The sequence below is a fragment of the Streptomyces sp. NPDC087859 genome (genome assembly GCF_044742595.1).
Lineage (GTDB): Bacteria > Actinomycetota > Actinomycetes > Streptomycetales > Streptomycetaceae > Streptomyces > Streptomyces canus_F.
The window spans coordinates 391,870-415,897 of record NZ_JBIUUU010000005.1; the positions used below are offsets into that span (position 1 = coordinate 391,870).

General features: G+C 68.4%; 24 protein-coding genes and 3 pseudogenes. 15 read left to right on the forward strand and 12 right to left on the reverse strand.

What is annotated here, in order from left to right; translation table 11 throughout:
• Positions 1 to 153: 153 nt before the first annotated feature.
• The gene (locus ACIOHP_RS14390; protein WP_401887156.1) at positions 154 to 993 is read left to right on the forward strand and encodes an alpha/beta fold hydrolase; all 840 of its coding nucleotides are present in this window, start codon (positions 154 to 156) and stop codon (positions 991 to 993) included.
• Between the two features lie 237 nt (positions 994 to 1,230).
• A pseudogene (locus tag ACIOHP_RS14395) lies at positions 1,231 to 2,298 on the forward strand (transposase); the annotation flags it as partial.
• Between the two features lie 20 nt (positions 2,299 to 2,318).
• On the opposite strand, the gene ACIOHP_RS14400 reads toward ACIOHP_RS14395, so the two are convergent.
• Positions 2,319 to 4,511: a recombinase family protein gene (locus ACIOHP_RS14400; RefSeq protein WP_401887159.1), complete on the reverse strand. Its 2,193-nt coding sequence runs from the start codon at positions 4,509 to 4,511 to the stop codon at positions 2,319 to 2,321.
• A complete protein-coding gene (locus tag ACIOHP_RS14405) occupies positions 4,480 to 4,620 on the reverse strand; it encodes a hypothetical protein (protein WP_369243597.1) in 141 nt (46 codons plus the stop codon). Before ACIOHP_RS14405 ends, ACIOHP_RS14400 begins: the two co-directional genes overlap by 32 nt.
• Before the next feature lie 171 nt (positions 4,621 to 4,791).
• On the opposite strand from ACIOHP_RS14405, the pseudogene ACIOHP_RS14410 reads away from it, so the two are divergent.
• Positions 4,792 to 5,175: pseudogene (locus ACIOHP_RS14410) on the forward strand (transposase); the annotation flags it as partial.
• Between the two features lie 138 nt (positions 5,176 to 5,313).
• Positions 5,314 to 5,856, forward strand: coding sequence for a DUF6882 domain-containing protein (locus ACIOHP_RS14415; protein ID WP_401887162.1), 543 nt, complete (start codon positions 5,314 to 5,316; stop codon positions 5,854 to 5,856).
• Here ACIOHP_RS14415 and ACIOHP_RS14420 read toward each other — a convergent pair.
• From ACIOHP_RS14420 to ACIOHP_RS14430, 3 genes are all read right to left on the reverse strand, one after another.
• Positions 5,853 to 6,056, reverse strand: a complete 204-nt coding sequence (locus ACIOHP_RS14420) for an ATP-binding protein (protein ID WP_401887164.1) — start codon at positions 6,054 to 6,056, stop codon at positions 5,853 to 5,855. The two genes, ACIOHP_RS14415 and ACIOHP_RS14420, sit on opposite strands and share 4 nt — an antisense overlap.
• Positions 6,057 to 6,063: 7 nt before the next feature.
• On the reverse strand, positions 6,064 to 6,516 hold the full coding sequence (locus ACIOHP_RS14425; protein WP_401887167.1) for a hypothetical protein: 453 nt from the start codon (positions 6,514 to 6,516) through the stop codon (positions 6,064 to 6,066).
• A 110-nt stretch (positions 6,517 to 6,626) separates the two neighbouring features.
• Complete coding sequence (locus ACIOHP_RS14430) at positions 6,627 to 6,725, reverse strand: hypothetical protein (RefSeq protein WP_401887169.1); 99 nt, start codon at positions 6,723 to 6,725, stop codon at positions 6,627 to 6,629.
• A gap of 187 nt (positions 6,726 to 6,912) precedes the next feature.
• Here ACIOHP_RS14430 and ACIOHP_RS14435 point away from each other — a divergent pair, with 187 nt between their 5' ends.
• From ACIOHP_RS14435 to ACIOHP_RS14450, 4 genes are all read left to right on the forward strand, one after another.
• Entirely contained in the window at positions 6,913 to 7,665 is a 753-nt protein-coding gene (locus ACIOHP_RS14435; protein ID WP_401887172.1) for a DUF4097 family beta strand repeat-containing protein, read from the forward strand.
• Between the two features lie 104 nt (positions 7,666 to 7,769).
• Positions 7,770 to 9,671 (forward strand): molecular chaperone HtpG, encoded by a 1,902-nt coding sequence (gene htpG, locus ACIOHP_RS14440; protein ID WP_401887174.1) that lies wholly within the window; start codon positions 7,770 to 7,772, stop codon positions 9,669 to 9,671.
• Between the two features lie 412 nt (positions 9,672 to 10,083).
• On the forward strand, positions 10,084 to 10,248 hold the full coding sequence (gene rpmG / locus ACIOHP_RS14445; protein ID WP_401887178.1) for a 50S ribosomal protein L33: 165 nt from the start codon (positions 10,084 to 10,086) through the stop codon (positions 10,246 to 10,248).
• Positions 10,249 to 10,288: 40 nt separating this feature from the next.
• A complete protein-coding gene (locus tag ACIOHP_RS14450) occupies positions 10,289 to 10,411 on the forward strand; it encodes a ribosomal protein bL36 (RefSeq protein ID WP_401887180.1) in 123 nt (40 codons plus the stop codon).
• 125 nt (positions 10,412 to 10,536) lie between these two features.
• Here the strand turns inward: ACIOHP_RS14450 and ACIOHP_RS14455 are convergent, their stop codons facing one another.
• A complete protein-coding gene (locus ACIOHP_RS14455) occupies positions 10,537 to 11,430 on the reverse strand; it encodes a phosphorothioated DNA-binding restriction endonuclease (RefSeq protein WP_401887182.1) in 894 nt (297 codons plus the stop codon).
• A 659-nt stretch (positions 11,431 to 12,089) separates the two neighbouring features.
• Positions 12,090 to 15,881: a hypothetical protein gene (locus ACIOHP_RS14460; RefSeq protein ID WP_401887185.1), complete on the reverse strand. Its 3,792-nt coding sequence runs from the start codon at positions 15,879 to 15,881 to the stop codon at positions 12,090 to 12,092.
• A gap of 327 nt (positions 15,882 to 16,208) precedes the next feature.
• Here ACIOHP_RS14460 and ACIOHP_RS14465 point away from each other — a divergent pair, with 327 nt between their 5' ends.
• Together ACIOHP_RS14465 and ACIOHP_RS14470 are read left to right on the forward strand one after the other, a co-directional pair.
• Positions 16,209 to 17,066 (forward strand): NPP1 family protein, encoded by an 858-nt coding sequence (locus tag ACIOHP_RS14465; RefSeq protein WP_401887187.1) that lies wholly within the window; start codon positions 16,209 to 16,211, stop codon positions 17,064 to 17,066.
• Between the two features lie 200 nt (positions 17,067 to 17,266).
• Complete coding sequence (locus ACIOHP_RS14470; RefSeq protein WP_401887190.1) at positions 17,267 to 17,569, forward strand: hypothetical protein; 303 nt, start codon at positions 17,267 to 17,269, stop codon at positions 17,567 to 17,569.
• Between the two features lie 541 nt (positions 17,570 to 18,110).
• On the opposite strand, the gene ACIOHP_RS14475 is transcribed toward ACIOHP_RS14470, so the two are convergent.
• The 3 genes and pseudogenes from ACIOHP_RS14475 to ACIOHP_RS14485 all read right to left on the reverse strand — a co-directional run.
• Positions 18,111 to 18,248: a transposase gene (locus ACIOHP_RS14475; protein WP_401887193.1), complete on the reverse strand. Its 138-nt coding sequence runs from the start codon at positions 18,246 to 18,248 to the stop codon at positions 18,111 to 18,113.
• Between the two features lie 385 nt (positions 18,249 to 18,633).
• Entirely contained in the window at positions 18,634 to 19,215 is a 582-nt protein-coding gene (locus tag ACIOHP_RS14480) for a YdeI family protein (protein ID WP_401887195.1), read from the reverse strand.
• A gap of 153 nt (positions 19,216 to 19,368) precedes the next feature.
• Positions 19,369 to 19,557, reverse strand: a pseudogene (locus tag ACIOHP_RS14485) (transposase); the annotation flags it as partial.
• A 30-nt stretch (positions 19,558 to 19,587) separates the two neighbouring features.
• Here ACIOHP_RS14485 and ACIOHP_RS14490 point away from each other — a divergent pair.
• The 4 genes from ACIOHP_RS14490 (at position 19,588) to ACIOHP_RS14505 (ending at position 22,525) form a co-directional block, all read left to right on the forward strand.
• A complete protein-coding gene (locus ACIOHP_RS14490; RefSeq protein ID WP_401887582.1) occupies positions 19,588 to 20,280 on the forward strand; it encodes a hypothetical protein in 693 nt (230 codons plus the stop codon).
• A 602-nt stretch (positions 20,281 to 20,882) separates the two neighbouring features.
• Entirely contained in the window at positions 20,883 to 21,629 is a 747-nt protein-coding gene (locus tag ACIOHP_RS14495; RefSeq protein WP_401887197.1) for a hypothetical protein, read from the forward strand.
• Positions 21,626 to 21,763, forward strand: coding sequence for a hypothetical protein (locus ACIOHP_RS14500; protein WP_401887200.1), 138 nt, complete (start codon positions 21,626 to 21,628; stop codon positions 21,761 to 21,763). The genes ACIOHP_RS14495 and ACIOHP_RS14500 overlap by 4 nt, the downstream gene beginning before the upstream one ends.
• Before the next feature lie 51 nt (positions 21,764 to 21,814).
• Positions 21,815 to 22,525, forward strand: a complete 711-nt coding sequence (locus ACIOHP_RS14505; protein ID WP_401887203.1) for an MFS transporter — start codon at positions 21,815 to 21,817, stop codon at positions 22,523 to 22,525.
• 10 nt (positions 22,526 to 22,535) lie between these two features.
• Here the strand turns inward: ACIOHP_RS14505 and ACIOHP_RS14510 are convergent, their stop codons facing one another.
• Positions 22,536 to 22,868 carry an SCO0607 family lipoprotein gene (locus tag ACIOHP_RS14510; protein ID WP_401887205.1) on the reverse strand — a complete coding sequence of 111 codons (333 nt, stop codon included), beginning with the start codon at positions 22,866 to 22,868 and terminating at the stop codon, positions 22,536 to 22,538.
• A 173-nt stretch (positions 22,869 to 23,041) separates the two neighbouring features.
• Here ACIOHP_RS14510 and ACIOHP_RS14515 point away from each other — a divergent pair, with 173 nt between their 5' ends.
• The gene (locus ACIOHP_RS14515) at positions 23,042 to 23,194 is read left to right on the forward strand and encodes a hypothetical protein (protein WP_401887208.1); all 153 of its coding nucleotides are present in this window, start codon (positions 23,042 to 23,044) and stop codon (positions 23,192 to 23,194) included.
• 192 nt (positions 23,195 to 23,386) lie between these two features.
• On the opposite strand, the gene ACIOHP_RS14520 is transcribed toward ACIOHP_RS14515, so the two are convergent.
• Positions 23,387 to 23,959: a response regulator gene (locus ACIOHP_RS14520; RefSeq protein ID WP_401887210.1), complete on the reverse strand. Its 573-nt coding sequence runs from the start codon at positions 23,957 to 23,959 to the stop codon at positions 23,387 to 23,389.
• Positions 23,960 to 24,028 lie beyond the last annotated feature (69 nt).

Here is a 24,028-nt window from a genome sequence, read left to right on the forward strand (position 1 = left end):
CACCAGCGTTCCGATCCGCGCTGCTCACGTGGCGCAGACGGAGCACGTCAACCAGGTACCGGCGAAGCAACCCGGGCCCCGTTTCTCGACGTACCCAGCTGCATCGACTTTCGGTCCGCCGAGCACCATTTATCGAACAGAGGGATTTCACCCATGCGCAACACCCGCCTCGTCCGTCCGGGCAGCAGATCCGCGCTGCTCGGTGTCACCGCGGCCGTCGGACTGTCCGTCGCCGCCGTCACCCTGCCCGCTGCAGCCGACGCTACGCCGCACCACCCCGTACGTCCGACGATCGTGCTGGAACACGGAGCGTTCGCCGACGCCGCGAGCTGGGACGGTGTCGTCGCCCGGCTGCAGCGTGCGGGCTACCCGGTGGTGTCCGCCGCCAACCCGCTGCGTGGTCCGGCGAGCGATGCCGCTTACCTGCGCAGCGTCCTCGACCACATTGACGGGCCCGTGGTCTTGGTCGGTCACTCCTACGGCGGCACCGTCATCAGCCAGGCCGCCGCGGGCCTCGAGGACAAAGTGAAGGCACTGGTCTACATCGCGGCGTTCCTGCCGGACGAGGGCGAAAGCTCGATCGGACTGACGGACAAGTTCCCCGGCAGCACCCTCGGCCAAGCCGTCGAGTCCGTCAACTACGTCCTGCCCGACGGTGATCAGGGCGCGGATGTGTACATCAAGCCGGAGAAGTTTCGCAGTCAGTTCGCCGCAGACGTGCCGAAAGACAAGGCCAGGCTCATGGCTGCGGGCCAGCGTCCGATCGCTGCCGCCGCTCTGGAGGAGAAGTCCACCCAGGCCGCCTGGAAGACGATCCCCTCCTGGTCGCTGGTGACCACGGAGGACCGCAACATCCCAGTGGCTGCCCAGCGGTTCATGTCAGCCCGCGCCAACGCCCGCACGACGACCATCGACGCGTCACACGCGGTATCCGTGTCCCGCCCCGAGGCCGTCACCCGCATCGTTGAGCAGGCGGCCCGCACGGTCCGATGACCGAGGGCTCCGCCCTGTCGCTCGTCGGACATCGCCGCACATCGGGTCTGAGGCAGGTTCGGGTGACAGTGGACCTGCCCCACCGCTGGGGGTTCCAGTCTTGGTGGCTGAGCTTGGCGTTTAACATCGAGGGTCACTCGTCCTGCTGACCTGCGGTTCTTCCGGGGACAGCCGGGGCGGCCGTTCTCCACGCTTCGAGATGTCGAGTAACGAAGTGCGAGAGAACGGCCGCTGCGCATGAGCCTGCCTGTCGATGTGCCCGGAAGCGAGGCGTTGGGTCCGTTGTCCCGCTTTCGGGTCGATTTCTACGATTGTCTCTACAAACGGGCGGATGCGCTCTTCGAGCTCACCGACGCGGTGCTGTGTGCGGACGGGCCGGTGAAGACGCTGGTCGAGCTGTCTTTGGCGGCCGAACACCGACGCGGGCACGGAGCCCTGTACGCCGCGCTGGACCGGGGCTGGCTGGAGCCGGCTCGGCTGCGCCGCGTGCTCGCCGGCCTGCCGGTGCCCAGGGCGGCCGACGGGCGGATCGTGCTCGCGGTGGATGTGTCGCACTGGCTGCGGCCCGACGCGCCGACCAGCGACGAGCGGCTGTTCTGCCACGTCTACGGACGCGGGGACCGCCGCAGTGACCAGTTCGTGTCGAGCTGGCCGTACTCTTTCGTCGCCGCCCTGGAAACGGGCCGCACCTCCTGTGTCGCTCTCCTGGACGCGGTCCGCCTGGGCCGGGCGGACGACGCCCCCCAGGTCACCGCCCGCCAACTCCGGGACGTGGTGGTCCGGTTGGTCACGGCCGGGCACTGGCAGCCGGGCGATCCCGAAATCCTGATCGTCATGGACTCCGGTTACGACACCGCCTACCTTTCCCACATCTTGGCCGATCTCCCAGTGGTGCTGGTCGGACGTCTGCGCTCGGACCGCGTCATGCTCCGTGACGCCGGCCCCGCCTGCTCCGGGCCCCGCAGCGGGCGGCCGCGCCGCCACGGCAGCGTCCTCACCCTCGCCAAGCCCGACACCTGGCACACCCCCGACCTCACCACCTCCACCGCAACCACCCGCTACGGCACCGCCGAGGCAACCTCCTGGGACCGGATGCACCCCAGACTCACCCACCGCGGCCCCTGGCTGGAGCACGCCCACGAGGAACTACCCATCCTCCACGGCACGTTGATCCGCCTGAAGGTCGAGCACCTGCCGGGCGACCGCGACCCGAAACCCGTCTGGCTGTGGTCCTCGGCAGACAGTGCCACACCTGCGGACATCGACCACTGGTGGCAGTCGTTCCTGCGCCGTTTCGACCTGGAGATGAGCAAGCCGCAGTGCTGTCATAGCTGCGGTTTGTCGTCATCGCCGTGGGCTCCTGTCTCGTTCTGGATTATCGTCATCCGCTGGTGGTACAGCCAGGGTTGGCGTGCTCCGTGTCCGCGGGGCAGTTCGTGCAGGCGGCGGAGCCGTTCGGCTTCGGCACGATCGGCGTGAATCACCCAGGACCGGCGCCGGTCATCTTGCTGGTGGGCGGTGACCCAGCCGTTCTTGATCCAGCCGAACAGGGTGACGCGGGGCATGCCGATCTCGCGGGCGAGGTCGCTGGGCCACCATTCGTCGGGGCCGAGGGGTGAGGCGTTTCGGCGCAGGCTCTGTTCCTGCGGGCTGATGCAGCCCAGTTCGCGCAGGAGCTGGCGGACGCCTTGAGTGCCGAAGTGGTCGCGGCGTTTGGGCGGTCGGAAGCCCTCGGCGTTGAGGATCTCCGCGATGGCGGGGGCGGTTTGTCCGGCGGCGGCCAGTTCCCGTGCGCGGGCGGCGAGTTGGGGGAAGTAGCTGAGCTGGTCCAGGCGGCCGACGGGGCGGATGGTCTCGCCGTCGGTGCGGTGGCCGCCGACCCAGGTGATCTGGACGGTGACGCGTTCGCTGTCGTCGATGACGCTCACGCGGATCTTCTCGATCAGGTGCCGCATCAGCTGTTTGCGGTCGGTGTCCGTCGTGGTGGGCGCCTGCCACACGGCCGGCAGGTCGCCGGCCAGGGCCCGGATCTGCTCGCGTTCGGTGGCCGTGAGGACGCGCGGGCGGGCGGCGAGGAAGCGGTCGTACTCCTCGCCCAGGTGCTGCCGATCGGCCAGCGCGGCTTCCCAGGCGCGCTCCAACTCGCGCACGACCAAGCGGTTTTCCGGTTCAGACAGCTGATATTGGCGGCGGGCCCGGTCGACGGCGAAGTCGGCCCGCTCCAGACGCTGGAGCCAGATCCGGTCCACCTCGTGGCGCCGCTGCTGGGCGTGCTCGGCCGCGGCCAGGGAGACTTCGAGAGCGGCCGGGGCGAGGGCGGTCAGCAGCAGGGCGGTGACATACCGGTCGAGGCAGGCTCCGGACAGCTGCTGGCACAAGACGCCGCCGTAGTCGGCTTTGGCGCGGCTGCACTCGTACTTCGGCCACAGCTTGCCGCCCGCGCCACGCTGGTAGTGCACGGTCATCCGAGTGTCGCACCGGCCGCAGTGGACGAGTCCGACCAGCAGGGCCGGACCGTCCCGCAGAGCGCCCAGACTCAGCGCCCGCGACCGGTTCGCCTCGATCCGGGCCAGGTTGCGTTCATGCTGCTCGGTGCCGATATACGCGGGCAGCGTCCCGGGCAAGTACACCAGCCAGTCCTCGCGCGGTTTACGGACGCGGCCGGTGCAGGGACGCCCCGGGATGCGCCGACGGGGATCGGTGCGGCTGCGGCCATAGACATAGATTCCGGCATAGGCCGGGTGCCGGAGCATGTTCTGGATCATGATCCGGCTGGGGCGCCGCCACACCAGTCGGCCCTTCTCCGGCCCTTCGCGGGCCCGGATGCCCATCTGAATGCCGTGGTCGACCAGAAACCTCAACACCCCGTTGATCAGGCCAAGTTCGTCGAACAGGTCGAAGACCAGACGGACCACGGCCTGCACCTGCTCGTCGGGGTCCTTGACGACCTGGCCGTCGTCGAGCCTCAGATAGCCCACCGGCAGCGGCACGGCCAACTCGCCGCGGCGGGCCTTGCCGATCCGTCCGTTCCACATCCGCTGCTTGATCAGATGGAGTTCGGCCTCGCTGATCGTGCCCTTGAGACCGAGCAGCATACGGTCGTTGTGCTCGGCCGGGTCATAGACGCCGTCCGGGTCGGCGAGCAGGGCACCGGCCAGCGCACATAGTTCCAGCAGTTGGTGCCATTCGCGGCCACTGCGGGCCAGCCGGGACATCTCCACGCCCAGGACCAGGCCGACGTGGTCGAGACCAACCTCGGAAACCAGCCGTTGGAAGCCGGGCCGGTCCACCAGGCCGGACGCCGACTGCCCCAAGTCCTCGTCGATCACCAAGACCCTGGAGGCCGGCCAGCCCAGATCGACGGCCCGTTGCGTGAGTCCGTACTGCAGCCGGGTCGACTCCGCGTGGTCGAGGACCTGTTGCGGGGTCGACTGACGGACATAGACGACCGCAAGCCGGTCCAGATGCCAAGGCTGGATCTTGCCGTCAAGCCGTTCCCACGGAGCCGTCGCCGTCACGGAACTCACCCCCGTCCCGTCCCGCCGCGATCACCATGCGAGCCGCCAGCTCGGCCAGCAGCCGCACCACCTGCTGACGGCTCAGCTCGGGAACCGTCTCCCACGGCATCTGGGGAGCTCAGCGGCGACGTCCTCGGACACCGCGACCCACCCCCCTCGCCCTCGGCCTGTCGCTCCCGCAACTGCTGCACCACCGCAGCAGCTTGGAGCAGGCCGTCAATGCCTATGACCGGCACATTCCCCGATCCAGAGTCGTCTATGTGTGCACTGCGGCTCGCTCCTTGAGCACACCTTTCGGTTGATGCAGCAGACCCTCGGCTGGACCGCACCGAAGATCCGCCACGTGGACACCGCCGACCTGTGGACCTGGCTCGTCATCGCCGCCCACACCCAGCTCCGTCTCGCCCGCCCCCTCGCCGAGGACCTGCGCCGCCCCTGGGAACGCCGCACTGAACCCCGCCGCCTCACCCCAGCCCGGGTGCGGCGCGGGTTTCGCAACGTCCGCATGACCACGGCCCGCCCGGCAGCCGCACCGAAACCGCCCCGGCCAGGGCCGGGACGGCCTGCCGGCTTGAAGAACAAGCACCAGGCCAGGCACCACGACGTCGCCCAGACAGCCAAACGCGCCGAATCGATCCAGGAGCACCGAGCTCAGCGAGGATAAACGCCAAGCTGAGACAGGGCCGTTGAATTGACACACCCCGTGTGGAGGGTCACGTAATTCCCCACCCCGTCGGTGGCGAGGTGTCAGGTGTGAGGGGTCATCGTCGGCTGGTCAGTGGCCTCTGGCAGACTCTGCGACATGGGAATGTTCAAGCGGGCCAAGGAGGCGGAGAGTGCTGGTCAGGCCGGGGAGCGAGCCGACTTGAGCCTCCTGCTGCTGCAGGGCGAAGACATGATCGAACAGTTGGGTCGTGCCCACATGTCCTGGGGGCTGGGTTCAGCGGATCGCTGGGATCTGGATCAGACGGCCGGCATCATCACCTGGACCTTCCCTGACAAGACGGCGACAGCACCCGCGCAGATCCTCGGCAGTTTCAGCCCCGGCTCGGGCTCGTGGCTGTGGGCCTGGGCCAACAAGAGCATCCTCCCCGACATGACCCGTGACGCCCGCAACTTCCGGGACTGGGCAGAAGACAACGGGCATCCCGCTCTCGCCCAGCCGAAGATCGAGGCCGATGAGAAGGCCGCTGCGACGCTTGTGGCCTTGGCTGTTCGGGTCACCGAGGCGACCGGCTATTACCGGGGCCCGGGAGGCAACTCCGCCGTGATCATCACGTTCGGTCCGGTCACTCTGACCGCCGCTGACGGCAGCGTCTCCAACTTCAACATCAATATCGACTAGCGCTGGAGAGCCGAGCGGAAGCCTCCTGCAGTCAGGTGTCCTTCGAGGTCGCCGTTCATGATGACCTGGTGGCTGGTGTTGATCAGCCGGTCCAGGAGCGATTCGGCGACGACGGGGTTCGGGAGCAGGGGATACCAGTCGCTGGGTGCCTGGTTACTGGTGATGATCAGGGATTGAAGTTTCCCCATGATCTCGGACACGTGATCGTTATGCCGCGAGGGCGTGCTGATGCCGTTGCCTGGTCTCCGCTGGGGTGAGGTAGCCGAAGGTCCGGTGCTTGCGCAGGCGGCGGCGGCGGTTGTAGAAGGTCTCGATGAAGGAGAAGACCTCGGCGCGAGGGGTGGCCCGGTCGGGCCAGGTATGGGTGTCGATCTCCTCATTGAGCAGAGCCCAGAAGCTTTCCGCGGCAGCGTTGTCGAAGCACGATCCGGTACGTCCGCAGCTTTGCCGCAGCCCCAACTGTTCTATCCGGTACCGGAACTGGGTCGATGTGTATTCACTGCCGCGATTGCTGTGCATCACGCAGCCGGTCTCGAGTCCGCCCCGCCCGTGGGTCATGTCGAGACCAAGCCTGAAGGCATCCTGCAGGTGCGGCTTGAGGTCGAACTTCTTCCAGATCCGCCCGATCGTCGACTTCGACAGCCCGGTGCGCTCGGCCATGGAAGCCCGCGACCAAGGTGTCCTTACGCGGGGTCGATTCCAGCGTCGCCACGACAACATCCTCGACCTGGTCGAGCAGGATCGAGGCCGGCCGGCCGGGCCGCGGCTCATCACTCAGCCCTCCAGCCGCCGCTCGACGAACCGGGCCCCCAGCGGCTCACCGACTGCTTGCGCACCCCGAGTTCGGCCGCCACCTGCCTATTCGTCATGCCTTCCGCGCACCGCAGCACGATCCTCGACCTCCGCCGGGGGCCGCAAGGACGACCGCAGTGACCCCTGCCCGGACAGTGCCTACGGGAATCCAGACCCAGCGGTGAAGCGACGGTTCTGCCTGTCCGTCCAGCCGGCACTGTGCACGCCGCCATGGCCGCGTCGATGCGGGGAAACCGTAGGGGCATGAAAGTGATGCCCCCACGGCACCTCGTGCCTCCGACGTTGTTGCTGCTGCTGGCGCTGCCGTTCGCGGGCTCCTGCGGCGGCGGTGGCACTGACGCGTCCCGAGCCGACAACGCACTGCGTGCGGCGGCGTCCGGGGGCGAAGTGCTGATCCGTACCGACAACGGACTGCGGCTGCGCCCGGCCAGCGGCGACCACATCAGCGTGGACGACCGGGTCGACGGGCACTGGTCCCACCACGGCGACCGCTGGACCCTGGACCTGGACTGCGCCGACCACGACGACCATGGCTGTCCACGGATGCCGTACGTCGAGATCCCCGATGATGCGAAGGTCACTGTCACCGCCCGTAATGCCGGTGTCGACGTGGTGGACGTCGCCGCCGCGCTGGACGTCACGACCGTCAACGGCGATGTGACGGTGACCCACTCCGGCCAGGAGCACGCTCCGTTGCGGCTGTCCACCCGCAACGGATCGGTGCGCGCGGCATCGATCGAGGCCGGCCGGCTGCACGCGAGCACCGTCAACGGCGATGTCGTGATGCAGTGCGCTGCTGCGCCCGCGAATGTGACCGCGAGGACCGTCAACGGCTCGGTCGATGTCACCGTCCCCCACGATGCCCCGGCCTACCGCGTCACCATGAGCACCGACAACGGGCGCACCACGACCGATGCCCACGCTCAGGATGCCGACCGAAAACGCCTGATGACCCTGACCACGGTCAATGGTGACGTCACGGCTCACCGGGACTGAGGTGTGACGAGCTGTCAGTTTACGTGAAACGCCCTGACGTGGTGTTTTAAAGTGACTGTCGACCGTTTTCCGCGACTCAGGAACCTGTGAGGGACACGCGAACCATGTCCACCGAAACGTTTGAGTTTCAGGTAGAGGCCCGTCAGCTCCTCCAGCTGATGATCCATTCGGTCTACTCGAACAAGGACGTCTTCTTGCGGGAGCTCGTCTCCAATGCCTCGGACGCTCTCGACAAGCTGCGCCTGGCCGCCCTGCGCGACGACGGTCTCGACGTGGACCTGTCCGACCTGCACGTCCAGATCGATGTGGACCCGAAGGCCCGTACGCTCACCGTGCGGGACAACGGCATCGGGATGTCGTACGACGAGGTCGGCACATTGATCGGCACCATTGCCAACTCCGGCACGGCCGCCCTCCTCAAGGAACTGGAGGACGCCCAGGACGAGGCCGGCGCGGAGGGGCTGATCGGCAGGTTCGGCATCGGGTTCTACGCCGGATTCATGGTGGCTGACGAGATGACTTTGGTGACCAGGCGCCTCGGCGAGAGCAGCGGCACGCGCTGGTCGTCCCGCGGCGAGGGTACCTACTCGCTCGAGAAGGTCGAGGAAGCACCCCAGGGCACATCCGTGACCCTCCATCTCAAGCCCGCCGACGCCGAGAACCAGCTGCACGACTACACCTCCACCTGGAAAATCAGGGAGATCGTCAAGCGGTACTCGGACTTCATCACCTGGCCGATCCGCCTCGTCCCCCAGACCGGCGATGACGCGGAGACCGCCGAGCCGGAGACGCTGAACTCGCGTAAGGCCCTGTGGGCACGCTCTCGCGAGGAGGTCTCGGCGGACGAGTACCACGAGTTGTACAAGCACGTCAGCCACGACTGGCGCGACCCTCTGGAGACGATCCGGCTCCAGGCCGAGGGCACCTTCGAGTACCAGTCGCTGCTGTTCCTCCCGGCCCACGCCCCGCACGACCTGTTCACCCGGGACTTCCGGCGCGGTCTCCAGCTTTACGTCCGACGCGTGCTGATCATGGACGACTGCGAGGCGCTGCTGCCGCCGTACCTGCGCTTTGTCAAGGGCGTCGTCGATGCGCAGGACCTGTCGCTCAACGTCTCCCGGGAGATCCTCCAGCAAGACCGCCATATCAGGATGATCCAGCGACGGCTGACCAAGAAGGTCCTGTCGTCGGTCAAGGAGATGAAGGCCCGAGACCCCGAGAAGTACGCCACGTTCTGGCGTGAGTTCGGCGCCGTGCTGAAGGAGGGACTGCTCGGTGACCCGGACAACCGCGACGCCATCCTCGCGGTCGCGTCCTTCGTCAGCACCCATGAGGCAGATGAGCCGACGACGCTCCAGCAGTATGTGGAGCGGATGAAGGACGGCCAGGAGCACATCTACTACCTGACCGGTGAGTCCCGGCAGAGCATCGAGAACTCCCCGCACATGGAGGTGTTCAAGGCCCGAGGCGTCGAGGTCCTGCTGCTGACCGACCCCGTCGACGAGGTGTGGGTCGACGCCGTGGGCGAGTTCGAGGGCAAGCAACTGCGATCCGTCGCCAAGGGCGAGATCGACCTCGACGTCCAGGGCGGCGAGCAGGAAGACAGCGCAGGGGATGAGCAGGACGAGGGCTACGCCGGTCTGCTGGAGTGGATGAAGGAGCAACTGGGGGAGGAGGTCAAGGACGTCCGGCTGTCGACCCGCCTGACCGTGTCACCGGCATGCGTCGTCTCCGACGCCCATGACCTCACTCCGGCGCTGGAGAACATGTACCGGGCGATGGGCCAGGAGGTGCCGGTCACCAAGCGGATTCTCGAACTCAACCCCGCTCACGCGCTCGTCCGTGGCCTGCGGCAGGCCTACGCGGAGCAGGAGGACCGGGCCGAGCTCGCCGAGACCGCCCAGCTCCTGCACGGACTTGCCGTCCTCGCTGAAGGCGGACAGCCCAAGGAGCCCGCGCGGTTCGTGAAGTTGGTGGCGGAACGGCTGGAACGCACGCTCCGCTGAGCCGGGAGGTCGTCGACGCGGCACGGAGGTTGTATCCCCGGCCGCCGGAGGCCGGGCCACCGTTGTGGAGGAGCCAATGGGGCTCCTCCACATGCCTGGTGTGCCGCGCCGGGTGTCATTCGGGGCGGTGGCCTGAGGGCTCAGCGTCGGGGATGCCGGCCGGGGCGGGTGTGTTGAAGCCGACGTGGGAGTGAAGGGCGCGGTGTCCCCGGGCCTCATCCATCGCCTGCGGGGACGCTCATCCGGCTGAAGCCCCGCAAAGCCTTTCGCCGCGCAGGCGACCGTCCTTCACGCCCATGATTCTTCGCCGAGAGCGGTGAGCGTCGGGAATGCGAAACCGGTCGACGCTGTCGAAGAAATGGCCTGACAGGTCTGGGGCAAGCAGCTCAGGTGGTGGCGGGAGGAGCACCTCATGGCACGCACCACCACACGGCCCGTCGTCCGGCTGAAGTCGACGGCCGGTACCGGAGTCGCCTACGTGACCCGCAAGAACCGCCTCAACGATCCCGAGCGCATGGCCCTGCGCAAGTACGACTTGCAGGTCGGCACGCACGTCTTGTTCCGAGAGGAACGCTGACACCCCACTCCACCCTCCACTCGGAGCGCAAGGAGACCCGGTGAAGGTCCGCAAGTCTCTGCGCTCGTTGAAAGCCAAGCCCGGCGCCCAGGTGGTACGCCGACGGGGCGTCACCTTCGTGCTCAACAAGAAGGACCCGCGCTTCAAGTCCCGCCAGGGCTGACGGCCTGAGCCACGACCTCGATCCGCCCGGTACCGCAACCGCGATACCGGCTGTTCCCTTCTGCCGATGGCAGGGGACAGGGGACAGGGGCGGCACTTGGCCCGTGGGCGCCCCGGGCGGATGCGTCACGCGGTGCCGGCGGGGCGAGGTGTGCCGTGGAAGACCTGACTGGTGTGCCAGACGCGGTGGGCGTCCGCGACCGGGTGGGTGCCCGGCTGCGGGCCGAGGAGCGGACGCCCCGCGAGCGCTATGACGTGTTCCCGGGCAGCGGGACTGTGACCGACGAAGCGCTGCGAGACCAGGATGCGTTGGCCGTCGCCGACCCCGAGCACACCCTTGTCGAAGAGTTTGTGGTGCAACGAGCACAGGCACAGCCCGTTGTCGACCTCGTCCGGACCGTTGAAAGCCCACCAGCGGACGTGCGCCGCCTCCAGCCCGACCGGGACCGCGCCGATCCTGCCGTCGTAGCCGCAAAAAGCGCACCGGTACTCGTAGGCGGTCAGCACCAGATCGCGCATCCGCCGACTGCGCTGCCGACGTTTGTCTGAGGGCCGGGCGGTCTCCGCCGGTTCCAGTGTGAGCCCGACGGCCTCGCACAGGTCGCCGTGGAGGGAGGGCGGGAAATGCAGATCGAGAAGCACCCGGGCGATACGGGCGAGCAGCGACGGTTCGCGCCGCAGTGCCGCCCGCAGCTCGGGCGCGAGTCTGCCCGCCGCGTCGGTCTCCCGCAGATCCCGCACACCGCTGCCCGGGCTGCCCGGCCCTCGGCCGGTCCGCACTTCCCATACCCCGTCGCTGACGAGGTGGTGGAACGGGTAGGCGGGGGTCGTCCTGTGGGGCGGCCCGTACTCGGCCAGTAGTCGCGCCAGGTCCTCCTCCACTGCGCCGTAGTGCAGCTCGTCGTCGGCGTCCTCCTGGAACCGGCCCAGTGCGTAGAGAAGGAGCAGCGGCTTGTGCGGTGCCCGCGCGCCACCCTTGCTCCATTGCCGCAACTGCGCAATCCGCTCGAGCCAGTCCATGACCGGTGATCGTAGCGACGTTCCGGGTGCGGCCCATGGCCTTGCCCCACAACGGCCGGAGCGTAGGACCGTACCCTGCGAGGTGTGGTGGCGCTGCGGTCATCGCCAGCGGGAAAGGCTCATAGACGCCCTCGCCAACCCCGACGATCAGGACGCCTGGCATCAGCGGGACAAGGAACAGCGCCGCCAGCGTGACGAGCGACTGGAACGAGAGCGCACGGAGCAGGCCCAATGGCTGGCGCAGGAACGCGAGCGGCTGGCCGCGATCGCCGCGGCAACTCCCTCTGAGCCGCCGCCCGCTTCTGCTCTTGCCGGCGCGGTTCTCACCCAGCAGCGCAGCAATAGATCTTTCCACGGGACCCAACAACGTCGTCCCCTCCGCCCTCCCGCTCCCTGACATGGCTAGGTTCTGTCTCTTTGGTCAGCGTCGGGTCCAGAGGAGGATGCCCGTGAGGTGGAGCGCGGGCTGGTAGGCGATCGCGAGCTTGTCGGTTCGTGCGGATCAGCTTCGACTCGCGGTCCACGATGCGCGAGGCGCTCGCGACACCGCAGTACCAGCGGCACACGAAATGCGCGGGGTCTAGATGCGTGAGGTGTCCGCCGGTATCCATTCGGCGGTCCTTGACCGGCAGGTGAGCTGATCATGGCAATCAACCAGTTCAGGAGTCCCCTCGGTCCCCGCACACGTCGCGGTACGGAGCATCCGGCACATACGTCCGCCACTGCGCCCGCGTCAGCCACCTGCCGCCCACCCTGGCGCACACCTGCTCGGCCACCTGCTCCGGATCGACGAGGTACCGCTGGAGCGGCACATGGGTCCCGGCCGCGTACACCGTGCTGCTGTCCGCGCTGAACGCCACCGAGACGATCTCCTCGCCCGCAGTCGGCAGCGGCCCGCCGAGCGGCTGCTGGGTGGCGACGTCCCACAGCTGGAGCGTTCCCGAGCTGCCGCCCACGGCGAGCGTGCGGCCGTCGGGGCTCAACGCGAGTGCGCCGACGCCCTCCGGGGTGTCGCCGAGCCGGGCGGGGAAGACGTTGCGCAGTACCCCGGCCCTGCGCTGCAGCTCTCCGTCCCACAGTGCGACCCGGCCGGTTCCGTCGCCCACCGCGAGCCGTGTGCCGTCCCCGCTGAAGGCGATGGCGCCGATCTGGTCGCCCTGGACGAGGTCTTTCCCGGCCACCGTCCCCTTCGGGAGACGGGCGACGCGGTTGTCGCCGACCAGCAGGCCGCCGTCGGGGCGGACGCCGATGTGGCCGCTGTCCAGGCCGTTCACCACGGAGCGGCGGCGGTGGCTCGCCGTGTCCCACACTTCGTCGGTGAGTTCACCCACCGTGGGCGTGCGCACGGCGTACAGGGTGCCGCCGCCGGAGCTGAGGGAGACGTCGATCACTGGCGTCGAGTCGGCGGTGGCCAGGTCCAGGGTGTCCCGGACCTTGTTGTGGCGTACGTCCCAGATCGTGATCCGTTGCGGGGTCGCTTCCCGGCCTGATGCCGAGATGCCGTACGCGAACAGTCCGCCGTCCGGGCTGAACGCCGTCAGCGCCGCGGTGTCGGCGGGGACGACCGGGTCCGTGCCCGCGTCGGCGACGGGGATCGGCGGCGACGGCAGGGTTCGTGCCGGCTGGCCGCCCCGGGTGTCGTGCAAGCGGAAGCGGTAGCCGGTGTCGGTGAGTTCGGCGGTGGCGAGAGTGCGGCCGTCCGGTGCGAGCCGCACGCCCGACAGGCCGTCGTTGTGCCAGGCCGACGTCGTCGCCGCCGACACGTCCAGGGAGTGGACCGTACCGGCCTCCAGATAGCGCAGGACCGGGTGCTGGGGGTCCCAGGCGAGGCCGGGGTACAGGTACTGGTTGTTGAGGGAGTGCCGGAAGACCGGGGCGTCGGGTGATGACAGCCGCCACACCTTGATCTCCGTGCTGTCGGCCGCCGCCAGGAACTTCCCGTCCCCGCTGAATGCGCAGTACGTGGCGTTCGGGGCGCTCAGGTCGGCCAGCAGCCGCCCCGAGCCGGTGTCCCAGACGCGGATTCCGGCCGGGGAGAGGGCGGCCATCCGCTGTCCGCCGCCCATGACCAGGGTGGAGTCGTTGTCGGCGCAGACGTCCTTGTCCTGCGTCCACTCGCCAGGCAGCTCTCGGTGGCCGGCGACGTCCCACACCTGGGGCGCGCGCCCCTCGACGGACGGGGCGTGGTCGCCGGCCGCGACGGACACCAGGGGCGTGGCGCCCTGGCCGCCTGTGGGGCAGACGGCGACCGTGCGGGCGTCGGGGGCCATGTCCGCGCTGCTGGCCTCCGGGCCCTCGAACAGAGGCGTTCCGTCGGTGCGGGAGCGCACGCGCGCCCGTTCGTCCTCGGTGCCGGTCACGAGGTAGGCGTGGTTCCCGACGACGACGTCGGAGGACGCCGGCCACGGCCCACCACCGGTCCAGCGTCCCGTCGCCGTGTCCCACAGCCTGACGCCGTTCTCGCCGGACAGCGCGATCACCTTCGCGTCGGGGGAGGACCCGACCACCTGATCGCCGCCGGCCGGCAGTCGGCCTGAGCCGGTGCGGCGATGCGTGGCCACGTCGTACGTCCGCCATGTGCGGCCCTCGATGCTCAGCAGGACGCGGCCGGAGGCGGCGAGGAAACGGTGGGCGCTGTCGCCGGGGGAGGGGTCGGAGAAGGTGTCCCGTTCGGGCTGGGCGAGGGCACCGACCAGGGCCCGTCGGGACTCGGGGAGAGGGGAGACCCGCCAGGCGGCGACGCCCAGCAACATCGCGGCGCGCGGGTCGGTGGTGCGCAACGAGTCGGCGACGGCGGCGATGCGGCGGGCGGCGGTGTCGATGCGTTGCCGCTCGTTGTCACGGTGCTGGCTCCACGCGGCCAGGCCCACCACCAGGGCCACCGCCAGGACGGCGGACAGGGCGGTGACCAGCATCCGGGACCTGCGGGCCGCCCGCGCGGCGGCCCGCCGCTCCGCCTCGCGGGCCTCCAGCGCGGCGACGAGGAACGACCGCTCCGACACGGTGAGGGTGCCGTCGTCGTCCCCGAACAGCTCCTCGGCCCGCGCCAGCCTGCTGCCCCGGTACAGCCCACCGGGGTCACGGTCGTGCTCCAGCCAGGCGCGGGCGGCCTCGGTCAGGCGGCGGTGGTGGCGCAGCCGTTCGCGGTCCTGCTCCAGCCAGCCGGACAAGCGTGGCCAGCAGGTGATCAGGGCCTCGTGGGCGAGCTGGACACCGTCCTCGTCGGTGGTGAGCAGGCGGGCGCGGGCCAGCCGGTCGACCACCCGCGGCACCTCCGGGTCGGCCCAGTCCGTCAAGTCGGCGCGGGTCAGCGGGCGCCGAGTGTCGGGGGTTTTCTGGCCCGGCTCGACCAGCCGCAGCAGCAGTCGCCGGGCGGTGCCCGCCTGAGCCTCGGTCAGCTGCTCGTACACCTCCTCCGCTGTTGCCGCGATCGCGCCGCGCACCCCGCCGGCCGCCTGGTACGTGCCCAGGGTGAGCACCCGGCCCTTGCGCCGCCGCCAGGTCTCCAGCAGTGCGTGTGAGAGCATCGGCAGTCCGCCGGGCTGGTCGACGATCTCCTCGATGATCCTCGTGGTCAGCTCCCGCTCCACCAGCAGTCCGGTGGCTTGCGCCGGCCTGGTCACCGCCTCGCGCAGTTCGTCGGCCGTCATCGGCCCGAGCAGCAGCCCGGCACCGCACAGCGCGTCGGCCAGGCCCCGGTGCTCAGAGCATCGGGCGTAGAAATCGGCCCGCACGGTGACCAGCACCCGTAGCCGACTGGCTGGGTCCCGGGCGGCGAGCAGCAGGTCGATGAAGCGGGCTCGCTCCTCGCGGTCCCGGCACAGGGTGAAAGCTTCCTCGAACTGGTCGACCACGACCCAGCTCTCCGGCTCGTCCTCGGCGGGTGCCAGCAGATGGCCGTACGTCTGCGCGGGCCGTGGGCCCGGGGTGAGCACCCGTAGTACTGCCGGGCTGCCGTGGCGGGTGATCTCGTCGCGCAGGGCGGGGATGAGCCCGGCCCGCAGCAGTGAGGACTTGCCGCTGCCGGACGGCCCGAACAGCACCGCGAACCGGTGGTCGCGCACCAGCTGGCGCAGCTGTTCGACCATCCGTTCCCGGCCGAAGAAGAGGTGCCGGTCGGCGGGCTCGAAGCGGGCGAGTCCCCGGTACGGCGGTTCGGTGTCCGCTCGCTCGCGCATCGCCTCGGCGGCCTCTGCTTCCGCCTCCTTCCAGCGGGGTTCCCACTCCAGGGGGTCGCCGCCGCAGGCCTTGACGTACCCCTGGACGACGGCGAGCGACGGCAGCCGTTCGCCGGACGCGGCCAGTGACAGCGTTGTCGCGGAGAATCCGGCAGCTTCGGCCATACGCCGGTACGAGGGGGTGCCTGCGGCCTTGCGCGCCTCGCGGAGCTCATGGGCGAGCCGGGCTATGGGACCGGACGCGGGGTCCAGGGGTCTTTCGGGACGACCCATGCGCACGTACCTCCGTACAGCTGACGAACCAAATCACCACTGATCATGAAATTTTGATTGTCCTGACAAAGGAGATGCGGCAATCAACGTTCCGGTTCCAGGAATAGGTTGCGCAGGTCGACCGCCGCCCCACGACCGTAAAAACGCGAGGTGAACGGCAGGCAACGCGTCCGGGGCAGGGCGTGACGCCCGGGCGAACAGCCCCGCAAATCAACGCGAGGAATTGTTTTCCCTGATCAGAAGCACTGCCGTACAACTTCTCCACTCTCCAGTCTCGATCTCGCCACGCCGGATTCCCGGCACACCGAGCTACTGGAGGAGACCCTCATGTCCCTGGCACTCAGGACCAAGTTCAAGACCACGGGCAAGACCAAGAGGACGTCCCGCCTGGGCAAGGCAGCGGTCGTCGCGGGCAGCGTCGCCGCGCTGTCCGCCGGCCTGACCGGCAGCGCGAACGCCGCCAATCTGACGCCCCTCCCCTACATGGGCGCGGGTTCCACGATGCAGGAGATGTTCCAGCCGCTCTTCGACTACGACGCGGACGGCTGCTACCCCGCGCCCGCCGTCGACGCGAGCGGCAGACTCAACGGCGGTCTCAACCCCTCCGGATCCGTCGGCGGCGGCTGCAAGAGCAACCACCTCACCCACGCCAACACCTACTCCCGGGCCAAGTGCGACAAGGGCAGCGGCTGGTGCGGCGTCGTCTACACCCTGTACTTCGAGAAGGACCAGGGCTCCGGGGGCTCCGCAATCACCGGGCACCGGCACGACTTCGAGGCCGCCGTGGTCTGGTACCACGGCGGGGACCAGTGGCCCAGCTACGTGTCCGTCTCTGCCCACGGCAACTACTCCACCAAGCGGTTCAACGACGTGGAGCGGGTGGGCAAGCGCTTCAAGGTCGTCTACCACAAGGACAACAGCACCATAGCCACGTACCTCGGTACGCACTCCTTCCGCTTCGCCAAGGTGGGCGAGCGGGCCGAGGCGCACAGCGACGGAGGCTGGGACCGTCCGGCGCTGGTCCCCTACGACGCCCTGTGGAACCAGAACCGCAAGGCCTGGAACGCTCTGGAGGGCTCCGGCTGGGACAAGGCCAACTTCCCGCTCCAGGACAAGGACGACCACTTCCGCAACACCCTGAACAAGTCCAAGCCGTCCGGCATCAGCTTCAACGCCTGGAGCTAACCCACCCGGCTCCCACAGCGGCCCCCGGCGAGGGCAACACCCCCCTGTCCCGCCGGGGGCTTCCCCACGCCCTGCTCACCACCCTGTCGCGCCTGCAGGAGTAGGGGCCGTTGGAGGCGGTGTGATGGCGCTGCGGACGCCGCCAGTGGGAAACCCTCACCACCGCCCTGGCCAACCCCGACGATCAGGACGCCTGGCACTTGCGCGACCAGGAACAGCGCCGCCGGCGTGACGAGGAAGGGGAACGAGAGCGCCGGCAGCAGGTGCCATGGCCGGTGCAGGAATGCGAGAAGTGGGACGCGACCGCCGCGGCCACTCCTCCCGAGCCGCCGCCCGCCCCCTGCGAGCGATGCGGCCGGCCCATCACCGGCTCACCCGCCCTGAGCTACCCGTACGCCCCGCCCGAGGACGGCCGGCGCTGTCCCGACTGCCGCACCCACCTCGCCCGCCAGCCGCCGGGCCTGCTCAAAGCCCTCTTCACTCGCACACCCTCCAGAAGCTGACCGGCCGGCTCATTTTGGGCAGCAGCATCCATGGAACCACCTCATGTCCGAAGCGCCGAGCAGTGCCCACCCCGCATACCCCCGGAACACCACAGCACGCGCCGACACGCGAGGTCACGGCGGCGCGTAAGCCGACGGGCCATGTCTCCGCGGCGTCGAAGTGGGCCGACCGCAGCAGATGCCTGTGCAATGAGGCCGGGCGCGCCCATCTCAGCGGTGGCGCGGGCGAGGCAGCAAGGCGAACGCGCTTTCCGCGATCGAGGTCAGGCGTGCTTGACCAGGCGGTTCGAGGGCGGACGGTTGTGCCAGGCGTAGTACCGGATTCAGCGACGTGCACCACCCGGCAGGCCAGCTGCACCGGCAGCTGCTCACCAGCCATCACGCGGATGGCTTCGAACCGCCTTTGGGGGGACGTCACCTCACCCAGCAGCTCGGCTGCGCGGCGGTGGATGGCCAACTCGGCCTCGGCTCGGCGATGCGCTTGCGGGCCGCAGCGAGCTCGGACAGGTCGCTGCTGTTCGTTCCGGGCAACTGCCCCGTATCAATGAGGTGTTGGCGGCTCCAGGCAGATCGTCTGGTCGCTGATGCCGAAGAGCCTTGCGACCTCGGCGACCTTCCTTCCGGATGCGACGAGATCGAGGACCTTGCGGCGGAACTCGGGCGGATAGCTGCGGGGCATCAGAGCCTCCGAAGGCTGCTGGACGGGCCATTGTCCAGCAACCCGACTCCATCAGAACCGGGGCATACCAGAACCCGGAACGGTTCAAAGTGCAGCACTACGTATCCGCTCAAGACCGGAATCCCTGCGGATGTGCCCGGGGGCGCCACGTATGTCATCGTCTGTATTGACGATCACAACGCGTACCCCATCAAGTGTGAGCGGTACGGCCGGCTCTGATCATTCAACCGGCCGGAAGTGACGCTGCCGCACCAGCCTCCGGGGCGGAACCACACTCGCCGCCCCGGAAGTCATCTCGCCGCCGCCGGGGTTCCCTCGTGACGACCGCGCGTAAAGCCTCCGCGGGCCTTGATGTCCTTGATCTGCGCGTTTGTCGGGCGTTTGATCATGATGGCCGCTCGGACCTCGCCATCGTCGCCACCATCCGCTCCAGGCGGGCCAGCCGGGTCTTCTCGGTGCGGGCGGTGACCAGGCGGAGATACAGGGCGAACTGGTCGGACTTGCTGAGCGTCTCGTAGAACGCCCGTGCGGTCGGGTTCGCGTCAAGCGCCTCGACGAGATCCGGCGGTGCGGTGGCATTCTTCTGCGAGGCGTAAGCCATCTCCCAGCGGCCGTCCGCCCGCGCCGCCTCGATCTCGGCGAGGCCGCGGGGGCGCATCCGGCCTGCCGCTATCAGGGCCTCGGCCTTGTCGACGTTCACCTGCGACCAGGCGGAGCGGGGGCGGCGGGGTGTCGTGCGCTGCAGGAAGTGCGTGTCGTCAAAGCCGCGCCGCAGGCCGTCGATCCAGCCGAAGCAGAGCACCGTGTCGACCATCTCTTCCCAGGTGAGCGACGGGATGCCGGTGTGCTTCTTGGCGATCTTCACCCAGAGCGCGGTCCGTTGCCTGTGATGCGCGTCGAGCCAGGCCTCAAGTTCGGCCGGGCTCGCGGGGACAAGGATCTCGACGCCGTCCTCGTATTTCTGCATAAACCGCAGACTAGAGGCCCTATAGGGCAGTTGCTGACCTACTCGAGCGCACCGCTCAGGTGACCTGCTCAAGCGGCCTACTCGGGCGACCTGACCGAGGTCACGTCCGCCGAAGTGGTGTATTGACGGCCACTCGGTGATCACGTTTTGAGGCTATGCGGTCAGTTCGGTGGGCAGGGCTGTCTCGTCGGTTTCTGGCTCGATCGGGTGGAGGCGGGCCTTGGCCAGCAGGTCGAGTCCCATGTATCGGCGGGCTTCGGTCCATTCGTCGTTCTGCTCGGCCAGCACCGAGCCGACCAGGCGGATCAGGGCGGTGCGGTCGGGGAAGATGCCGACCACATCGAGCGGATCCGACCCCCTCAGGCCTATCCGGTGAGGCTGGCGGTCCAGGCGTACGACGGCTCCATAGCGATGCTGCCCGTCGCGCAGCTGTACGTAAGGGATGTGCCCGATCTGAGCCCGCCGGAGGGCAAGGACCTGCTGCAGGTGCTGTGGTGCCCCTTCGATCATCCGATCATGCCCAGGACCCTGCTCTTCTGGCGTTCGGCAGCCGCCGTCACCGACATTCTCGACATGCCCCCCGGGCCGCCCGCAGTGCAGTTCGACGGCTATCTGCCGGAACCGTGCGGGCTCGAACCGGAGCAGATCAGCGAGTACCCCGACCATCTGGAGCTGAGCGAAGAACTGCGGGAGCAGCTCAAGCAGTGGAGTGTGCCGCAGGCAGCAGAGGAAGACATGGACCCGGACACGTACTACGACTGTGTGCTGTCCAACGCACCCGGCTGGAAGGTCGGCGGCTGGCCCGCTTGGAACTCCACCGACCCCAGCTCGCAGGCCTGCTCCGAGTGCGGCATACGCATGGAGGTCCTGATGACCATTGCCACGTTCGAGGAAGGGGATGACGGCGGCAACAGCTGGTCTCCGCACCCCCACCCAGGTGCTGGACCGTACCCCGGCCACCGCGGTTACAACGCGACCGGTGTCCAGATAGGCAGCGGCTACCGGCAGCACCTGTTCGTCTGCCCGGCGGAGCCCGAGCATCCGCACATCGAGTTGATGACGTAGCCCGTCCGCAGTGTGCAGTCGGGGCGTCACGGTGCGGGCATGCCGTGACGCCGGGCGTTGCGTCCAAGACGCAGAACTTTTTCCGGACGTTCGTGCTGGCGAAGCGCTCGTTCTCCCCTACGAAGATCCTGTCAGCCGGATTGTCCAACTGACCCGGGAGCACGTCGAAGAGTGGCCCCGCGGCACGTATATCGCCCTAGGTACGCATCCGGTACTCATGCCGCCCGCTGTCGCCCAACTGGTCGTCGCGCACGCCGGCAGGGAACCTCGACCCTTGGTCGAGAGACCGCACCCAACGAACAGTTGGCTATTTCCAGGCAACCTGGCTGATCGCCCGACGAGCGCGACGCCGCTGGCAAATCGACTCATCTCCTACGGAATTGCTGTCCGGAGGGCAAGGAACAGTGCGGTACTGGCTCTCGCTTCGGACCGGTCCTCTTCCATCCTCAGCGAGATCCTTGGCGTGCACATCAACACGGCAGTCGACTCGGTCCGGTTCGTGAAGCGTGATTGGGCTGCCTTCATCGAGGCTAGGGCATCCAGGCTGGATGGCTCGCGGGAAAGCAGATGACAACGCCCGGGCCCTGGCCGACCATTGTTCCGTGACCCCTGACCTGCAGAGCTTCGCCCTCAGTGTTGTTGTCCCCGACCAGGTGTCCAGTGGAAGCGCTGTGGAAGTACGCGCCCAGATTGGTGGGCGAGACGTAGTAGCTGAGGTATTCGACGAGGGACCGGGCGAAGACCCTAGCTACCTCCTCTTCCCCGATGGGCCACTTCATGCTCACGTCTCCCCGCGCGAGGTTCGCTTGGCGGAGGCAGCATGCACTGAAGGGTGCTGTGGTGCTCTGTATGTCACGATCCGTCGTGATGGCGACCAGGTAGTTTGGGATGCATGGCGCAACCCCGATGAAGACGAGGTTGGCCTGCCAGAGTTCAGATTCGACGCTCAGCAATACCAAGCAGAAGTTGAGCGCGCAACGCTGGACCGCTCCTGGGAATGGCCAGCCAGGACCGTTGCCCGTCTCCTTGAAGAAAGGCTTCGGCAGTGCACCGCCTGGCTCGCGCGCTGGGAGTGTGAACTTGGCAGCGTGTCTGCCTGGCTCTGGGAGCCGGATCAGATCAATCTCTTCCTATTCCACCCGGGCCGAGATGCCATCAAGAATGGCCGTCCTTGGCTCCAGTTCCAGATGATCTTGGGCGTTTCCGGTGACGACCCGGCGACCCAGGCTGATGAGTTGATGGCGGAGCTCACGGCGTTCGACCCACGCGCGGCTGCAGATGTCTGCGGTGGTTCAAAGGAGTTCGCCCGTCAGCTTGGCTACCCCTGGCCGCCAGGGCGCAGGCCGTGAGCTTAGGGAATACAACGCTCCAGGAGCGCCGCCGCGAGGGCCATTACGTCCTGTACCTGCTCGCGCGGGGACAGGTGGCGGGCCTGACCCCCAGCTTGGAGAGTGTCCTGCACACGGCGACGGAGAACGACTGATCGGCCATCTGCCTCATCAGTGGGCGCCCGACAGGACCCGACAGTGGCCGCATGTCACTGCTGAAGGACCGTGACTTCTTGCTTCTCTTCGCCGGCCAGGGCATCTCACGCTTCGGCGACGGCCTGTACACCGCCGCGACCGCCTGGCCGGCGTGGTCGCCGACGAAGGACCCCACGGCGGTCACGGTGGTGAGCGTCTCCGCGATCGCGCCCGCGTTCGTGGCCACCTTCGGCGTCGCGTCGTACGCAGACCACAGTGACCGCCGGAAGCTGATGATCGCCACCGACCTGGCGCGGGTCACCGTGGTGGCCGCCGCTTCGGTCCTGCTCGCCCTCGACCTGCTGAACCTGCCCCTGCTCGTGGCGACCACGGCACTGCTGGCGCTGATCGGCGCCACGTTCGCCCCGGCCCGCAACGCCATCGTCCCGCAGATCGTGCCGGACGACCGCCTCCAGCAGGCCAACGGACTGCTGCAAGTCGCTTTCCGGGCCGCCTTCTTCGTCGTCCCGCTCGAGCTCGCGCCGCTGCTCGTCCTCGGTTCTCTGCAGGCGGCGCTGGTGGTGAACGGCCTGACCTTCCTGGGCTCGGCGGCCGCCGGGACCACCATCCGCGTGACTCGCCCCGGCCGGCGCTCAGACGGGACTGTGGTCCGCAGGCGTCATGGCGCCGGAACCGACAACGGTGATCACGGCCAAACCGGAGTGAGCACGTCCGCGGCATCACCGCGGGGGGCGTGCCGTACCGAAGCTCGGGCCGGCTAAAGCAGCGTGCCTACGGGACGTCAACTATCTTGCCGTCCTCGTCGAGGGTGTGGGTCTCCCAGTACACGTCCCACTTGTCGCCGACCTCCTGCGGCACCTTCCCCTCGGGATATCTGGCGTATCCCGCAGAGGGTTGCTCCTCGTCCGAGACGCAGGCGGAGCCGGTCGAGCCCACGGACAGGACGGGGTACTCGCCGCTGCTGCAGATGTTCTCCTGGTACTCCCAGCCCGCGCATCCAGTGAGCGCCAGAGCTGCGACCGCGCTCGCCAACACGGCGGCGATGCGGGCCTTGCCGGGCCACGAACCGGATGCGGCGCGGCGGTTGTCGCGGGGCGTGATCATCGTGTCTCTCCTGTCGTTCGATGTGCCTCCACTCTCGCCGCGTAGGGGCCGCCGCCTCCTGAGCCCACGTACTCAGAGAGACCCGTGCAGATGCTCAATGTGCCGATGGTGACCTGCGTCGTTCAGCGTCCGCACAAGTGCCGAACGGTCCAACTTCCTTCGAGGACGGGCCTTTGACGGAAGATGGTGATGAACTCCAGGCGCGTAACCGCGCCGACCAGCAGGACCCCGCCTGGCGCCGGCTCTACGCCGTGCGCTCCGTGAACATCGAATGCCTCACCGAACAAGATTCCCAGAACGCCACCCACCGCTTCCTCGCCGACTGACAGCGTTTCAGCAATGCCTTGTGTCGCACGGCTTCCCCCACTCCTTGTGGTGGCGCCAAGGAAAGTAATCCCTCACCCAAGATCCCCGACAGAGTCGCTCACCAGCGGAAACCCGGTCTACTTCGCCCCCGTCCGCCACCTGCGGCGCCCTGTTCTCGGCGGCCCGTGTCCTCGGCGTTCGGCTCTGCAGCCTCAGGGACAGAGACCGGCCCGGAAGGTGAACGACACGAGTTGTGCTCGATCGCGTGCACCGACCTTCGTCATGGCCCGTACCGCATGAGTCTTCACGGTGAACGGCGACACAGACATCTGGGCCGCGATCTCATCGTTCCCGAGACCGCTGGCGACGAGAAGGACCACGTCTCGCTCCCGCGGTGTGAGAGCGTCGAAGCGCCGCAGCAGTTCCTTGTCGATCACCGGGGGCGGGTTGTCGGTCATGTGGCCGATGAGCGCGGCCGTCGCGGCGGCGGACAGCGCACCGCCACCGCCGACGACCTCGGTGATTCCGGCGACGAGTTCGGCGGGGCTCACGGTCTTGCTCAGGAATCCGTTGGCGCCCGCGCGAAGCGCGGCGAGAACGATGTCGTCCTGGTCGAAGGTGGTCAGCACGATCACCCACAGCTCTTCGGGTGGATGCTCCTTGCGGATCCGGCGAGTGGCTTCGACACCGTCGATGCCGGGCATCCGGATGTCCATCAGGACCAGGTCGACGGGGTGGTCCCGGAGGTAGGGGGCGACCTGCAGCCCGTCGGAGAGGTCACCCACGACCACGAGGCCGGCGGGGGTCGAGTCGGAGCATCGCCCGGATCCCGGCCCTGATCTCGTCCTGGTCGT

What these genes read in the sequence shown, in the direction of transcription:
- ACIOHP_RS14390 (WP_401887156.1), top strand. Translation starts at nt 154, where the DNA reads ATGCGCAACACCCGCCTCGTCCGTCCGGGCAGCAGATCCGCGCTGCTC.
- ACIOHP_RS14405 (WP_369243597.1), bottom strand. Translation starts at nt 4,620, where the DNA reads ATGCCGTGGGAGACGGTTCCCGAGCTGAGCCGTCAGCAGGTGGTGCGG.
- ACIOHP_RS14415 (WP_401887162.1), top strand. Translation starts at nt 5,314, where the DNA reads ATGGGAATGTTCAAGCGGGCCAAGGAGGCGGAGAGTGCTGGTCAGGCC.
- ACIOHP_RS14425 (WP_401887167.1), bottom strand. Translation starts at nt 6,516, where the DNA reads ATGGCCGAGCGCACCGGGCTGTCGAAGTCGACGATCGGGCGGATCTGG.
- ACIOHP_RS14430 (WP_401887169.1), bottom strand. Translation starts at nt 6,725, where the DNA reads ATGACGAATAGGCAGGTGGCGGCCGAACTCGGGGTGCGCAAGCAGTCG.
- ACIOHP_RS14435 (WP_401887172.1), top strand. Translation starts at nt 6,913, where the DNA reads ATGAAAGTGATGCCCCCACGGCACCTCGTGCCTCCGACGTTGTTGCTG.
- htpG (WP_401887174.1), top strand. Translation starts at nt 7,770, where the DNA reads ATGTCCACCGAAACGTTTGAGTTTCAGGTAGAGGCCCGTCAGCTCCTC.
- rpmG (WP_401887178.1), top strand. Translation starts at nt 10,084, where the DNA reads ATGGCACGCACCACCACACGGCCCGTCGTCCGGCTGAAGTCGACGGCC.
- ACIOHP_RS14455 (WP_401887182.1), bottom strand. Translation starts at nt 11,430, where the DNA reads ATGGACTGGCTCGAGCGGATTGCGCAGTTGCGGCAATGGAGCAAGGGT.
- ACIOHP_RS14460 (WP_401887185.1), bottom strand. Translation starts at nt 15,881, where the DNA reads ATGGGTCGTCCCGAAAGACCCCTGGACCCCGCGTCCGGTCCCATAGCC.
- ACIOHP_RS14465 (WP_401887187.1), top strand. Translation starts at nt 16,209, where the DNA reads ATGTCCCTGGCACTCAGGACCAAGTTCAAGACCACGGGCAAGACCAAG.
- ACIOHP_RS14475 (WP_401887193.1), bottom strand. Translation starts at nt 18,248, where the DNA reads ATGCCCCGCAGCTATCCGCCCGAGTTCCGCCGCAAGGTCCTCGATCTC.
- ACIOHP_RS14480 (WP_401887195.1), bottom strand. Translation starts at nt 19,215, where the DNA reads ATGCAGAAATACGAGGACGGCGTCGAGATCCTTGTCCCCGCGAGCCCG.
- ACIOHP_RS14505 (WP_401887203.1), top strand. Translation starts at nt 21,815, where the DNA reads ATGTCACTGCTGAAGGACCGTGACTTCTTGCTTCTCTTCGCCGGCCAG.
- ACIOHP_RS14510 (WP_401887205.1), bottom strand. Translation starts at nt 22,868, where the DNA reads ATGATCACGCCCCGCGACAACCGCCGCGCCGCATCCGGTTCGTGGCCC.